Here is a 13,270-nt window from a genome sequence, read left to right as displayed (position 1 = left end):
GAGGAAAAGAAGCGATGGGCAACAGCGGGCATGCGTTCCGGAGGCACGCCCCCGGAACGCAAGGCTCAGTTGAGCGTCAGGCCGGCATCGACCACGAAGTTCTGGCCGGTGCAGCCGCGGCTCTCCGCGGAGCCCAGGAACAGCGCCATGCGCGCCACGTCGTCGGCGTCCAGCCGGAACTTCAGCGCCTGCTGATCGAGGAAACGCTGATTGAGTTCCGGGGTCAGCCAAAGCCGCTCCTGGCGCTCGGTCAGGATGGCACCCGGCACCAGGGCGTTGACCCGGATGCCGTGCACGCCGATTTCCTGGGCCAGGGTCCTGGTCAGGCCATTGATGGCGGCCTTGGCAGTGGTATAGCCCACCATCCCGGGGCGGCCGCGCATCCAGGAGATCGAGCCGAGGTTGATGATGCTGCCCTCGCCTCGCCGCTTCATGGCGGGCAGCACCGCCTGGGTGGCGAAGACATGGTGACGCAGGTTGATGGCCTGGCAATTGTCCCAGTACTCGGGAGTCAGCTCCTCGAGGGAGTGGCGATCGTCGAGGCCGGCGTTGTTGATCAGCACGTCGATGGGGGCGAAATCGCACTCCACCTCGGCGATCACCGCCTGAAGCCGCTCGATGTCGCGGATATCGCACTCGTCGAACCGCACCTCGGCCGGCGCGAGTTCGGCCACCAGCGCCTGTGATGCCGCGGTATCGATATCGACGAAGGCCACTCTGGCACCCTGGCCGGCGAAGGCGCGCACCAGGGCGGCGCCGATGCCGGAGCCGCCTCCGGAGATGAACACCGTCTTGTCACGCAGGGAATGGTATTGAACCGGGGGCTGGTCGCTCATGATCTCGCCTCTCAGATGGCCATGTTGACGTACTTGGTCTCGAGGTAGTCCTCGATGCCCTGGCGAGCGCCCTCGCGACCCAGGCCGGATTCCTTGACGCCACCGAAGGGAGCCTCGCAGGTGGAGACGTGGCCGTTGTTGATGCCCACCATGCCGTAGTCCAGGCCCTCGGACATGCGCCAGGCGCGGCCCAGGTCGCGAGTGTAGCAATAGGCGGCCAGGCCGTACTCGGTGTCGTTGGCCAGGCGCAGTACCTCCGCCTCCTCGCCGAAGCGGAACACCGGCGCCAGCGGACCGAAGGTTTCCTCCGAGAAGCACGCCATCTCCGGCGTAGCCTCGGCGATCACCGCCGGCGACAGGAAGTTGCCGGACAGGCGCTCGCCGCCGACATGCAGCTTGCCGCCCTTGGCCACGGCATCGCGCAGCTGCTGCTCGACCTTGTCGGCGGCGGCGGCATCGATCAGCGGGCCAACCTCGACGCCCGCCTCGTGTCCGGGGCCGACCCTGAGTTCGGCAACCCGGGCCGCCAGGCGCTCGACGAAGGCATCGTGGATGCCCGCCTGGACGAAGATTCGATTGGCGCACACGCAGGTCTGGCCGGCATTGCGGAACTTGGCCAGCATCGCCCCCTCCACGGCCTGCTCCAGGTCGGCGTCGTCGAAGACGATGAAAGGCGCGTTGCCGCCCAGTTCCATGGAGACCTTCTTGACCGTGTCGGCGCACTGGCGCAGCAGCAGCTTGCCGATGCCGGTGGAGCCGGTGAAGCTCAGCTTGCGGACCTTGGGGCTTGCGGTCATGGCACCGCCGATGGCCCGGGCATCGCCGGTGACCACGTTGACCACGCCGGCCGGAATCCCGGCACGCTGGGCCAGCTCGCCCATGGCCAGCGCCGAGTAGGGGGTCTGGCCCGCCGGCTTGATGACGATGGTGCAGCCGGCGGCCAGCGCCGGCCCCGCCTTGCGAGCGATCATTGCGGCCGGGAAGTTCCAGGGCGTAATCGCAGCGCACACTCCCACCGGCTGCTTGACCACCATCATGCGGCGATCGCCCATGGGGCTTGGAATCAGCTCGCCATAGGTGCGACGCCCCTCCTCGGCGAACCACTCCAGGAAGCTCGCCGCAAAGCCGATCTCCCCGCGGGCCTCGGCCAGCGGCTTGCCCTGCTCGGCGGTCATCAGCGCGGCCAGATCCTCCTGATGCTCGAGCATCAGGTCGTGCCAGCGACGCAGCAGGAGGCCGCGCTGCTTGGCGGTCCTGCCCCGCCACTCGACCATGGCGCGTTCGGCCGCCTCGATGGCGCGTTGAGTCTCGGCCTCGCCCAGGCGCGGCACCCGGCCGATCACGCTGTCGTCGGCGGGATTGGTGACGTCGTCGACGGCGCCATCGTCGGCACCGACCCAGTCGCCGTCGATCAGACATGCCTGGCGCAGCAGGTCCTTGTCCTGGAGGTTGAGCATGATGGGCTCCTGTTGAGTGGTGAAAGCGGGCCGGCCTCAGCCGGCGAATGTCGGTTCGGGGCGGCCGGCAACGTCGACGCGCATGGCGAAGACGTCCCCGGACTGCGGATAGGCCGCGAGCTCTTCGGCCGGTCGGCCGTGACGGGCGCTGGTCACGTAGAGAGTCTTGAGGTCCTCTCCGCCGAAGGCGCACATGGTCGGGCAGCGGGCGGGGATCGGATACTCGGCGACGAGCTCGCCTTCGGGGGACAGGCGCACCACGCGACCGCCCTCGAACAGCGCCGACCAGTAATATCCTTCGCTGTCGACGGCGGCGCCGTCTGGCCGGCCGTTGCCGAAGGGAAAGCGGTGGAACACCTCGCGCGGGCCGAGGATCTCGCCGCTCTGCGGGTCCAGCGGGTAGCGATAGATCACGTGGTTGGGCGTATCGGAGTGATAGGCCCAGCGACGGTCCGGACTGAAGGCCACGCCGTTGGACACCAGCACCTCGCCGGCCAGTCGGCGGCAGCTGAGGTCGGCGTCGACCCGGAAGAGAGCGGCCAGGGGCCGGTCCCGCGGCTCGTGGATGGTGCCCGCCCAGAAGCGCCCCCAGGGGTCGACCCGGCCGTCATTGAAGCGGCTGATCGTGGTGTCGGATACCGGCCGGGCCAGGCACTCCAGCGGCCGCGCCTCGTCGTCGAGCAGCCACAGGCCGGAGCGCAGCCCGGCGATGAAGCCGCCCTCGCGGCGGCGGCCGATGCAGCCGATGTGTTCCGGCAGCGGATAGGCGGTGTTGTCGCCGCTGGCGGGGTCGAAGCGGTTGAGGCTCGGCGCCTCGATGTCCACCCAATAGAGTACCCCTTCGTCGCCGGCCCACACCGGGCATTCGCCCAGCGAGGCCCGGGCCGACAGCACGGAGCGGAACGGTGAAGCGGTCATGATGTGATCTCGCCTGTCAGGTGAATGTGGCCGACCAGCCGCTCGCCGGGCGCCAGGTGACGCACTCCTGCCGCAGCCGGATCGGCCATGTTGAGGGCATCGTTGGCGTGGCTGACCGGCTCGATGCCGACGACGTCGCTTTCTTCCGGGGTGAATACCACCAGGTGGGACAACGCTTCGCAGGCCGTCAGGGTCACGGCGATACCGCGCGACGGCCAGGCCAGTCGCGCCTCCCGCGCCCAGCCGGTGAAGCAGTGATCCAGGCCTGGCGTCCCCACCGGGCGGCGGACGCTGTAGTCCCAGTCGGCGGGAACGGACACATGACGCTCCGGGAGCTGGCGGGCGTCGCTCAGCCACACGCCCTCGCAGCGAAACGCCATGTCGAGTCCATCGCGCAGGAAATAGGGGTGCCAGCCAAGCCCCGCCGGCATGTCCCGGTCGTCGCGGTTCTCGACCTCGAGCGCCAGGCTGACGCGACGACCATCAAGCCGCCAGACCTGGCGAAGCCGGCAGCGCCAGGGCCAGTCGGCATCGCCGGGATGGTCCAGCACCAGGCTCGCGGCGTTGACGTCCCGGTCTTCCACCGCCCAGGCGCGCTGCCAGGCGAACCCGTGCAGGCTGTGGGGGTGATCGCCGAAGTTGCGCGCCAGCCGCACCCTCTCGCCCCGCCAGGTAAAACCGGCGTCGGCGATGCGATTGGAATACGGCGCCAGCATGTAGCCGCCGCTGTGGCGTACCGCCTCGGCGGCTGTGGCCCGCTCGGCCTCCAGGGGCCGCAGCACGTCACGCCCCGCCAGGCCGAGACTCGACACGGCCCCGCCCAGGGACGGCACCAGGCAGAGGCGCCAGGGAGGCGACGACAGCGAGAGGGTCTCGACCATGCTCAATAGACGCCGCTGTTCTCGGTGGCGGCGCTCTCGCCGCGCACGGCGGCGAGGTATTCCTGGGCCCGGGACATCATCAGGCTCATGTCGGAGCCGATGGCCACGAAGGCGAATCCCTTGGCGATGTACTCGCCGACCAGCGCCGGGTCGGCGCCGACGATGCCGCACGGCAGGTCACGGGCCCGACAGGCCGCCACGGCCCCAGCGATCGCCTCCTGGACCTCCGGGTGACGAATATCACCGATATGGTCCATGGCGGCGGAAAGGTCCCCCGGTCCGACGAACACGGCATCGACGTCGTCCACCTCGGCGATCTCCGGCAGGACCGCTAGCGCCTCCGGCGTCTCGAGCTGCAGGATCACGCCGATCTCGCGATCGGCCTCCTGGAGGTAACGCTTGACGGTACCGTAGCGGCTGGCGCGGTGCACCGCCGCCACCCCTCGGAAGCCGCGCCCGGGATAGCGGGTGGAAGCCACCGCCTGGCGCGCCTCCTCGGCGTTCTGGATGTAGGGGAACATCAGCGTCTGGGCCCCGCTGTCCAGCATCCGCTTGACCATCACCGGATCGTTCCAGGGCAGGCGCACCACCAGCTCCGCCGGCGTGCCGGCCACGGCCTGCATGATGGCCATGGCCTGGGGCACGTCGACCGGCACGTGCTCCATGTCGAGCACCACATAGTCGAAGCCGGCGAAGCCGATGGCCTCGGCCACGTTGGGACTCGCGGTCATCAGCCAGGTCCCCACCGGTACCCTGGACTCGCCCAGCCACTGCTTGAAGCGGTTCACGGGAAGCGTCATGTCGTCACCTCAGAAGATTTCGGGTTCGTCTTGTCGTTGACCGTTCTGGAGGATGTCGAAATCGCATCCCTGATCGGCCTGGGTCACATGCTCCTGGAAGATTGCGGTGTAGCCGCGATCGATCCGCGGGCTCGGGGCTCGCCAGGCCTCGCGTCGCGCCTCGAGCTCGCTCGGCTCGACGCACAGCTCGAGACGACGCGCCTCGATGTCCAGCTCGATCTCGTCGCCATCGCGCACCAGCGCCAGCGGTCCGCCCACCGAGGACTCGGGCGCCACGTGCAGCACGCAGGTCCCGTAGTGGGTGCCGCTCATGCGGGCGTCGGAGATGCGCAGCATGTCGCGGACGCCCTGGGCCAGGAGCTTCTTGGGAATCGGCAGCGCGCCCCATTCGGGCATCCCCGGCGCTCCCTTGGGCCCGGCATTGCGCAGCACCAGCACCGAGTCGGCGGTGATGTCGAGGGCCGGATCGTCGATGCGCGCCACCAGGTCCGCATGGTTGTCGAAGACCACGGCACGGCCGCGATGGCGGGCCAGCTCCGGATTCGCAGCGCTGGCCTTGATGACCGCCCCGTTGGGCGCCAGATTGCCGCGCAGCACGGCCAGGGCCGCGCCCGGCGTGACGGGCCGGTCGAAGGGGCGAATGACGTCGTCGTCGTAGCACTCCGCCGGGGCGATCCATTCACCCAGCGCCTTGCCGGAGATGCCACGGGCCTCGAGCGCCAGCTGGCCTTCAAGCCGCTTGAGCAGCGCCGGCAGCCCCCCGGCGTAGAAGAAGTCCTCCATCAGGTACTCGCCCGAGGGAAAGATATTGGCGAGCACCGGCACCTGGCGGGCCACGGCGTCCAGGTCATCGAGGGTCAGCGTCACGTTGGCCCGTCGCGCCAGGGCGATCAGATGCACGGCGGCATTGGTGGAGCCGCCCATGGCCATGTAGCAGCGCGCGCCATTGAGGAAGCTCTCGCGGGTCAGGAAGTCGGAGGGCTTGAGGTCCTCCCAGATCATCTCGACGATGCGCGAGCCACATTCGGAGGCCATGCGGGTGTGGCCGGAATCGGCCGCCGGAATGCTCGAGGCCCCGGGCAGGGTCAGGCCCATGGCATCGACGATGGAGGTCATGGTGGAGGCCGTGCCCATGGTGTTGCAGGTGCCATTGGAGCGCGTCATGCGCGACTCGAGGTCCACCCACTCGTCCTGGGTGATGTTGCCGCTGCGCAGCTCGTCCCAGTACTTGCGGGTGTGGGTGCCGGCGCCCAGGGTCTTGCCCTTCCACTTGCCGTTGAGCATCGGTCCCGCGGGACAGAAGATCGCCGGAATATCCATGCTGATGGCGCCCATCAGCAGCCCCGGCGTGGTCTTGTCGCAGCCGCCCAGTAGCACCACGCCATCGAGGGGATGCGAGCGCAGCAGCTCCTCGGCCTCCATCGCCAGGAAATTGCGGTACAGCATGGTGGTGGGCTTGACCATCACCTCGCCGAGCGACATCGCCGGCAGCTCCACCGGGAAGCCGCCGGCGGCCCACACCGCGCGCTTGACCGCGTCGGCCCTATCGCGCAGGTGCGCATGGCACGGGCTCAGGTCACTCCAGGTATTGAGGATGCCGACCACCGGCTTACCCATGAACTCTTCGCGACGCAGCCCCATCTGCTGGGTGCGCTGCCGGTGCGCGAAGCCACGCATGTCCGGGGAACTGTACCAGCGCTGACTGCGCAGCTGGTCGATGGTGCGTCGGTCCTTGTTCATCATCTTGCCTCTCGGTGACTCGCCATGGCTTTCATGGCGACGAAAATCGTAGCGCTACGAAATACTGTGTCAGCGCCGGCCCGCTGTCAACTCGTCTCGCCCTCGATCCATCGCCCCGACGAACGCCATCCCGGCGCCGCCTGCACGCGGCAAGCGCTCACAAAACGTCATGATATTAAGACTTTAGTTCAATGCTGATAACGCCCTTCAGTGTCCCATCACGGCTTGACACTCCCCTGGGGCATACCTACTATTTCGTAGCGCTGCGAAAATGGATACCGCGGCGATCCGACAACCGGACAACAAACACGCGACCGCCGCTGGACGAGGCCATGCCCGGCCGTGGCGGCTCCCGGAGACACTGCATGCCAACGCTCGTATCCTTCCTCGACCGCCTCAACCGGCTGACGACGCGCTGGGCAGGCCACGCGGCAACGCTGCTGCTGGCCGCCATGCTGGCCGTGATGATCGTTCACGTCGTCTATCGCTACGCCCTGGGCGATAGCTTCGGTTGGACCGAGGAACTCTCGCGCTACATGATGGTGTGGATGGCCTTCCTGTACTTCCCGGCCGCCCACAAGAAAGGGCTCAACGTGAGCCTCGACCTGTGCACCGAGTGGTTCAGAGGCTCCCGCCCCTGGCAGCTGCTACAGCTGCTGATCGAGGCCGCCATCCTCGCCGCCCTCGTCTGGAGCATCCAGCTCGGCTTCGACCGCATCGAGCGCGGCGCCACCACCCAGAGCCTGGCACTGGGCATCCCCATGGCCCAGGTCTACTACGTGCTGCCGATCAGCTTCGCCCTCACCGCGCTGTGCTCACTGGAGCGCCTGCTGCGCGCGGCTCATGCCCTGATCTCGCCGCAGGCCGCGGCCCGCGATCAGGACCCCGACCATCGCCAGGCGGAGGCCTGAATCATGACTTTCGCCTATCTGTGGATCTTCGCGGGGCTGCTGATCGCCGGCATGCCGATCGTCTTTCTGATGCTGATCGCGCCGGGCATCAGCCTGGTGCTGGAAGGCAAGGTCATGTTCCTCGACCTGCTTTTCCAGCGCCTGTTCGCGGGCATCGACAGCTTCCCGCTGATGGCGCTGCCCTTCTTCATCCTGGCCGGCGAGCTGATGACGGCCGGCGGGGTCACCTCGCGCATCGTGCGCTTCGCCGAGACCCTGATCGGCCATCGCCGTGCCGGCCTGGGCCAGGTGTCGGTATCCTCCTCGCTGATGCTGGCCGGCGGTTCCGGCTCGGCGGTGGCGGACGCCTCGGCACTGGGCTCGGTGATGATTCCAGCCATGAAGTCGTCGGGCTACACCAATCGCTTTTCGGCGGCGGTGACGGCCGCCTCGGCGGTGATCGCCAGCATCATCCCGCCGAGCGGCATCTTCATCCTCTATGCCTTCATCATGAACGTCTCGGTCGCCGGGATGTTCGCCGGCGGCATCGTGCCCGGCATCCTGATCGGTGTCGGCCTGATGATCGCCATCTCGGTAATGACCCGTTTCAAGGAATTTCCGGAGCCGCTGCCCAAGGCGAGCTGGCGCCAGAAGTGGCAGGCGTTCGTCGCCGCCTTCATGCCCCTGCTGACGCCGGTGATCCTGATCGGCGGCATCGTGGGCGGCATCTTCACGCCCACCGAAGGTGCGGCCATCGCCGCCTTCTATGCCCTGATCCTCGGGCTGTTCGTGACTCGCGACCTCAAGCTTAGCGACCTGCCGGCCCTGTTCGGCAAGGCGGCGCTCAGCTCGGCAGTGGTGCTGCTGCTGGTCGGCGCGGCCGTCGCCTTTGCCTCGCTGGTCAGCCTCAAGGGGACGCCGCAGCTGGTCAGCGGCTTCATCCTCGGCATCACCGACGATCCCGCCCTGCTGTTCTTCCTGGTCGTCATCTTCCTGCTCGGCATCGGCACCATCATGGATGCCGGCCCCGCCATCCTGATTCTCGGCCCGATCCTGTCGCCGGTCATGGTCGGCGTCGGCGTCGACCCGATCCACTTTGCGGTCGTCATGAGCGTGACGCTGATCATGGGCCTGATCACGCCGCCCATGGGCCTGGTGCTGTTCGTGGTCGGCAGCATCAGCAACGAGAAAATCGAGAAGATTGCCTGGGAAATGCTGCCGCTGTTCCTGGTCGAGATCGGCATCCTGTTCGCCCTCGTTTATGTGCCGGACCTGGTGCTCGCCATTCCACGCGCCTTCGGTTACGTCGCCTAGCGCCCACCACTCACCACCCACCACCCACGCCAAGAGGTCACAACAATGAAAACCCCCAGCTTCAAGCCGTCAGGCATCGCCCGCGCCGTGCTGCTTGCCTCCACCCTCGGCGCTGCCTCCACTGCCCAAGCCGTGGACCTCAACCTGGTCCTGCTGGCCAACGAGCAGGACGAAGAGTACGACGCCGCCCAGGTCTTCGAGAACTACGTGGAAAGCCGCACTGGCGGCGAGGTCAACGTCAACATCTTCGTCGGTCCCCAGCTGTGCGGCTCGGCGAACGAGTGCTTCGAGGCCATGCAGGCCGGCATCGTCGACCTGTTCACCGCGACCGCGGGCGGCGTCGCCGGCATCTATCCACCGATCCAGGGCATGGACATCCCCTATACCTTCCCTGACGACCGCACCGCCATGGGCATGCTCTCCGACCCGGAGCTCACCGACTACCTGCGCGGCGAGATCCTCGAGTCCACCGGCGGCGGCATCCGCCTGATGACCATGACCCAGACCGGCGGCTGGCGAAACTTCGCCAACGCCGAGCACGAGATCCGCTCGCCGGCGGACGTCGAAGGACTGCGCTTTCGCACCATCGAGTCCGAGATCCAGCAGCGGCTGGTCCGGGAAATGGGTGGCTCCCCCACGCCCCTGCCCTGGCTCGAGGTCTACACCGGGCTGCAGACCGGCGTGGTCGACGGCACCAAGAATTCGATCTCCGACATCACCAACATGAACTTTCAGGAAGTGCTCAAGTACATCACCCTGGATGGACATGCCTACATGGCGTCGATGTGGCTGATGGGCAACCAGAAGTTCGAGTCACTGAGCGCCGAGCAGCAGCGCGTCGTGGCCGATGCTGCCGCGCTGATGGGGGTGGTGCAGTTCGGCATGCAGCCGCGCAAGGAGCTCGAGGCGTACGCGGCATGGCGGGAATCGGGCGGGGAACTCTACACGCCCACCGAGGAAGAGATGGAGCAGTTTCGCAGCTATGCCACGCCGATCCGCGACTGGTACCTGGAGAACTACGGCGAGCAGGGCCAGGAGTTCCTGAGCGAGCTTGAAGCCGCCCGCGACCGCGCCGCCGAGCGCGTCGCCGCGGACCGCGCATCCGCCCTGCAGTAACCCCCGCCCCGAGACATGGCAGGCGATGCCGGACATCGCCTGCCACGCTCGCCTGCTCCCATCACCGCCGCCATGACGGGCACCCGCCACCGATAGCGATCGCGCCGGAAACCACACCTCGCCGCCGGCCACCTGAGCCGGTACCCTCGAACCAGGGGCGCGACATCGCGCAACGTGACGGGGCACGGTGGGGAGATCACACACATGTTCGGATGGATACTCGGCGGCATCACCGCCATGCTGCTGCTGGCCAGCCTCATTGCCCGGATCCCCGGACATTGGTGGTGGCTGCGCGCCTGCGAGTTTCCTCGCCTGCAGATCGGGCTTGGCGGCGCCGTCTGCGCCCTCGCCTCCCCCCTGGCCGATCCGAGCCAGACCCCGTGGATCGCCGCGGCGGGCTGCGCCGTGCTCGTCGTGCAGCTACGCTACGTGCTGCCCTGGACGCCGCTGTGGCCCGCCCAGGTGAAGGCCGCCCGGGGCGACCGCCCGGATCGCTGCCTGTCGCTGCTGGTGGCCAACGTACTGACGCCCAACCGCGACAGCGACGCCCTGCTGGCGATCATTCGCGATCAGGATCCCGACCTGATCCTGACCCTGGAATCCGATGACTGGTGGGGGCAGCGCCTCGACGAGGGGCTCGGCAGCGGCTGGCCGCATGCCGTGCGCGTCCCGCTGGACAACCTCTACGGCATGCACCTCTATTCGCGACGGCCGCTCATCGATCCCGAGGTCAAGTGGCTGATCCAGGACGATATCCCCTCCATCCACTGCGGCATCGAGCTGGAGAGCGGCGACCGCATCCGCTTTCATGCCCTGCATCCTCGACCGCCGGCGCCCAGCGAGAGCGAGGAATCGCTGTGGCGGGACGGCGAGCTGATGCTGGTCGCCAAGCTGATCCATCAGGATCCCGTGCCCACCGTAGTGGCGGGCGATCTCAACGACGTGGCCTGGTCGCGCAGTACCCGGCTGTTCTGCCGGGTCAGCGGCATGCTCGACCCGCGCCGAGGGCGCGGCATGTTCAGCACCTTCCATGCCCAGCACGCCCTGCTGCGCTGGCCCCTCGACCATGTCTTTGCCAGCGAGCACTTCACGCTCGGTCGCATGCAGCGTCTGCCGAGCTTCGGCTCGGATCACTTTCCGATCCTGACCACGCTCTGCTATCGCCCCTCCCGCGCCGACGAGCATGAGAACCCGACGGCGACGAGGGAAGAGCATCGCGACGCCCGGGACACCGTGGAGGAGGCCCGGGAGCGCGAGCAGGACGACTGACGCCCCCGGGCCGACCTGCGCTCCGCCGGCCTAACCGGGGATGCCCCCTCGCGTCAGCGCCACCGGGTCGAGCAGTCGCTCCAGCTCCGCACGGTCGAGGTCGGTCTGCTCCTCGGCCACCTCGAGGATCGGCCGCCCCGCCTGGTAGGCCTGCTTGGCGATGGCCGCGGCGGCATCGTAGCCGATCACCGAGTTGAGCGCGGTGACCAGGATCGGATTTCGCGACAGCGGCTCGCGCAGGTGGTCCTCGCGCACCTTGAAGGTGGCGATGGCGCGGTCGGCCAGCAGCCAGGCCGTGTTGCGCATCAGGGTGATCGAGGTCAGCAGATTGTAAGCCACCAGCGGCAGCATGACGTTGAGCTGGAAGTTGCCACTCTGACCGGCCACGGTCACCGCCGCGTCGTGGCCGATGACCTGCGCCGCGGCCTGGGTGGCAGACTCGGGGATCACCGGGTTGACCTTGCCCGGCATGATCGAACTGCCAGGCTGCAGCGCCTCGAGCTCGATTTCGCCGAGCCCGGCCAGCGGGCCGGAGTTCATCCACCGCAGATCATTGGCGATCTTCATGACCACGCAGGCCAGCCCCCTGAGCTGGCCGGAAAGCTCCACCGCCGCGTCCTGGCTACCGAGGCTGGCGAAGAAGCTGTCGTTGGGGGAAAGTGCCAGTCCGGTCTGCTGACTCAGGTCTCGCGCCATCCGCTCGGCGAACTCCGGATGGGCGTTGATGCCGGTACCCACGGCGGTACCGCCCTGGGCCAGCCGACACAGTCGCACCATGGCGCTGTCGAAACGTTCGATGGCCTGCCCCACCTGGCTCGACCAGCCGCCGAGTTCCTGGCTCAGGCGCAGCGGCATGGCGTCCATCAGATGCGTCCGGCCAGTCTTGACCACGCCGTCGAGCTCGGAGGCACGCACCTCGATGGTCTCGTGCAGGTGAACCAGGGCCGGACGCAGCTCGCGGGTCACTTCCAGGGCCGCCGAAAGGTGAAGCGCCGTGGGGATGACGTCGTTGCTCGACTGCCCCATGTTGACGTGATCGTTCGGGCCCACCGTGAGATCGTCGCGGCTGGCCAGGTGGGCGATCACCTCGTTGACGTTCATGTTGCTGGAGGTGCCGGATCCGGTCTGGAAGACGTCGACCGGGAACTGATCGTCGTGTTCACCGGCGATCACCGCCTCGGCGGCGGCCACGATCGCCTCGGCCCGCGCCTCATCCAGCAGCCCAAGGTCGCGATTGACCCGCGCCGCCGCCAGCTTGATCCGCGCGATGGCATGGATAAAGCGTGCCGGCATGGCCTGGCCGGACACCGGGAAGTTGTTCACCGCCCGCTGGGTCTGGGCGCCGTACAGGGCATCCGCCGGCACCTCCAGTTCGCCCATGCTGTCGCGCTCGATGCGATGCTCGCTCATGTTCGGCTCCTCCGGGAAGATGTCCTCATCACCATGGTGGCGACCCCGTGCCCTTGCAAGGCGCAGGGCGGCAAAAGAAAAATGTGCGCCGCGATGTTGCAGTGCACAAAATCCGCTGCTATTGTGCACTGCAACAGACGAGAGAAGGCATCGGCATTCCCGCCCAGGCCTTCGAGACGGACGCCATCACAGGAGGCGAACACGATGCAAAACTTCGACACCAAGCAGTTCACCGAGCAGTTCGAATCGCTGTTCTTCGGCCCGGCCCGCGCCTACGCTGGCCTGTCCGTGGACTTTGCCGAGAAGCTGACCAGCGCCCAGCTCGAAGCCGGCCGCGCCTACACCGAAACCGGTCTGGCCCAGGTCCGCGCCCTGCTCGACATCAAGGACGCCGAAGGCCTGCGCAGCTACATGGAAGGCCAGCAAAAGGTCGCCAAGGACCTGACCGAACGCCTCAAGGGCGATGCCGAGAAAGTCGTCTCCCTGCAGCAGGACTTCGTCCAGCAGAGCCAGAAGCTGACCGAAGAGAACGTCAAGCAGGCTACCGAGACTGCGACCAAGGCCGCCAAGTAAGCCTGAACCGCGACTCGCTCTTCGAAGGGGCCACCGCCACGGCGGTGGCCCCTTTCGTTTGCCATT

At 67.6% G+C, this 13,270-nt stretch carries 12 protein-coding genes; 5 read left to right on the top strand and 7 right to left on the bottom strand.

The features are described from left to right. Positions 1-65 precede the first annotated feature (65 nt). The 6 genes from ACGTN6_RS14290 to araD are packed head-to-tail and all read right to left on the bottom strand — an operon-like array spanning position 66 to position 6,635. Complete coding sequence (locus tag ACGTN6_RS14290) at positions 66-836, bottom strand: SDR family NAD(P)-dependent oxidoreductase (protein WP_394592649.1); 771 nt, start codon at positions 834-836, stop codon at positions 66-68. Between the two features lie 11 nt (positions 837-847). Next, entirely contained in the window at positions 848-2,293 is a 1,446-nt protein-coding gene (locus ACGTN6_RS14285; RefSeq protein WP_394592647.1) for an NAD-dependent succinate-semialdehyde dehydrogenase, read from the bottom strand. A gap of 36 nt (positions 2,294-2,329) precedes the next feature. Beyond that, positions 2,330-3,211: an SMP-30/gluconolactonase/LRE family protein gene (locus ACGTN6_RS14280; protein WP_394592644.1), complete on the bottom strand. Its 882-nt coding sequence runs from the start codon at positions 3,209-3,211 to the stop codon at positions 2,330-2,332. Continuing rightward, a complete protein-coding gene (locus tag ACGTN6_RS14275) occupies positions 3,208-4,092 on the bottom strand; it encodes an aldose 1-epimerase (RefSeq protein ID WP_394592641.1) in 885 nt (294 codons plus the stop codon). The genes ACGTN6_RS14280 and ACGTN6_RS14275 overlap by 4 nt, the downstream gene beginning before the upstream one ends. A gap of 2 nt (positions 4,093-4,094) precedes the next feature. Next, complete coding sequence (locus tag ACGTN6_RS14270) at positions 4,095-4,892, bottom strand: HpcH/HpaI aldolase family protein (RefSeq protein WP_183387021.1); 798 nt, start codon at positions 4,890-4,892, stop codon at positions 4,095-4,097. 9 nt (positions 4,893-4,901) lie between these two features. Then, positions 4,902-6,635 (bottom strand): L-arabinonate dehydratase, encoded by a 1,734-nt coding sequence (gene araD / locus ACGTN6_RS14265; protein WP_394592637.1) that lies wholly within the window; start codon positions 6,633-6,635, stop codon positions 4,902-4,904. A 362-nt stretch (positions 6,636-6,997) separates the two neighbouring features. Between araD and ACGTN6_RS14260 the strand changes: the two genes are divergently transcribed. The 4 genes from ACGTN6_RS14260 to ACGTN6_RS14245 all read left to right on the top strand — a co-directional run bounded on the left by ACGTN6_RS14260 (position 6,998) and on the right by ACGTN6_RS14245 (position 11,221). Beyond that, positions 6,998-7,543, top strand: coding sequence for a TRAP transporter small permease (locus tag ACGTN6_RS14260; protein WP_394592634.1), 546 nt, complete (start codon positions 6,998-7,000; stop codon positions 7,541-7,543). Between the two features lie 3 nt (positions 7,544-7,546). Continuing rightward, on the top strand, positions 7,547-8,836 hold the full coding sequence (locus ACGTN6_RS14255; protein WP_394592631.1) for a TRAP transporter large permease: 1,290 nt from the start codon (positions 7,547-7,549) through the stop codon (positions 8,834-8,836). 45 nt (positions 8,837-8,881) lie between these two features. Further along, complete coding sequence (locus ACGTN6_RS14250; protein WP_394592628.1) at positions 8,882-9,952, top strand: TRAP transporter substrate-binding protein; 1,071 nt, start codon at positions 8,882-8,884, stop codon at positions 9,950-9,952. A gap of 204 nt (positions 9,953-10,156) precedes the next feature. Then, positions 10,157-11,221: an endonuclease/exonuclease/phosphatase family protein gene (locus tag ACGTN6_RS14245; RefSeq protein WP_394592625.1), complete on the top strand. Its 1,065-nt coding sequence runs from the start codon at positions 10,157-10,159 to the stop codon at positions 11,219-11,221. 30 nt (positions 11,222-11,251) lie between these two features. Here ACGTN6_RS14245 and ACGTN6_RS14240 read toward each other — a convergent pair whose 3' ends face one another. Then, on the bottom strand, positions 11,252-12,631 hold the full coding sequence (locus ACGTN6_RS14240; RefSeq protein ID WP_394592623.1) for a class II fumarate hydratase: 1,380 nt from the start codon (positions 12,629-12,631) through the stop codon (positions 11,252-11,254). Positions 12,632-12,835: 204 nt separating this feature from the next. Between ACGTN6_RS14240 and ACGTN6_RS14235 the strand changes: the two genes are divergently transcribed. Continuing rightward, entirely contained in the window at positions 12,836-13,204 is a 369-nt protein-coding gene (locus ACGTN6_RS14235; protein WP_394592621.1) for a phasin family protein, read from the top strand. The last annotated feature ends 66 nt before the right edge of the window (positions 13,205-13,270 follow it).

The organism is Halomonas sp. B23F22_20 (assembly GCF_043496985.1).
Lineage (GTDB): Bacteria > Pseudomonadota > Gammaproteobacteria > Pseudomonadales > Halomonadaceae > Halomonas.
Note: the sequence above shows the minus strand (reverse complement) of the source record. Positions and strands in the feature narration are given on the sequence as shown.

Excerpts from the sequence above, each read along its gene's own strand:
- ACGTN6_RS14285 (WP_394592647.1), bottom strand. The coding sequence starts at position 2,293 with ATGCTCAACCTCCAGGACAAGGACCTGCTGCGCCAGGCATGTCTGATC.
- araD (WP_394592637.1), bottom strand. The coding sequence starts at position 6,635 with ATGATGAACAAGGACCGACGCACCATCGACCAGCTGCGCAGTCAGCGC.
- ACGTN6_RS14290 (WP_394592649.1), bottom strand. The coding sequence starts at position 836 with ATGAGCGACCAGCCCCCGGTTCAATACCATTCCCTGCGTGACAAGACG.
- ACGTN6_RS14250 (WP_394592628.1), top strand. The coding sequence starts at position 8,882 with ATGAAAACCCCCAGCTTCAAGCCGTCAGGCATCGCCCGCGCCGTGCTG.
- ACGTN6_RS14255 (WP_394592631.1), top strand. The coding sequence starts at position 7,547 with ATGACTTTCGCCTATCTGTGGATCTTCGCGGGGCTGCTGATCGCCGGC.
- ACGTN6_RS14240 (WP_394592623.1), bottom strand. The coding sequence starts at position 12,631 with ATGAGCGAGCATCGCATCGAGCGCGACAGCATGGGCGAACTGGAGGTG.
- ACGTN6_RS14280 (WP_394592644.1), bottom strand. The coding sequence starts at position 3,211 with ATGACCGCTTCACCGTTCCGCTCCGTGCTGTCGGCCCGGGCCTCGCTG.
- ACGTN6_RS14235 (WP_394592621.1), top strand. The coding sequence starts at position 12,836 with ATGCAAAACTTCGACACCAAGCAGTTCACCGAGCAGTTCGAATCGCTG.
- ACGTN6_RS14245 (WP_394592625.1), top strand. The coding sequence starts at position 10,157 with ATGTTCGGATGGATACTCGGCGGCATCACCGCCATGCTGCTGCTGGCC.
- ACGTN6_RS14270 (WP_183387021.1), bottom strand. The coding sequence starts at position 4,892 with ATGACGCTTCCCGTGAACCGCTTCAAGCAGTGGCTGGGCGAGTCCAGG.
- ACGTN6_RS14275 (WP_394592641.1), bottom strand. The coding sequence starts at position 4,092 with ATGGTCGAGACCCTCTCGCTGTCGTCGCCTCCCTGGCGCCTCTGCCTG.
- ACGTN6_RS14260 (WP_394592634.1), top strand. The coding sequence starts at position 6,998 with ATGCCAACGCTCGTATCCTTCCTCGACCGCCTCAACCGGCTGACGACG.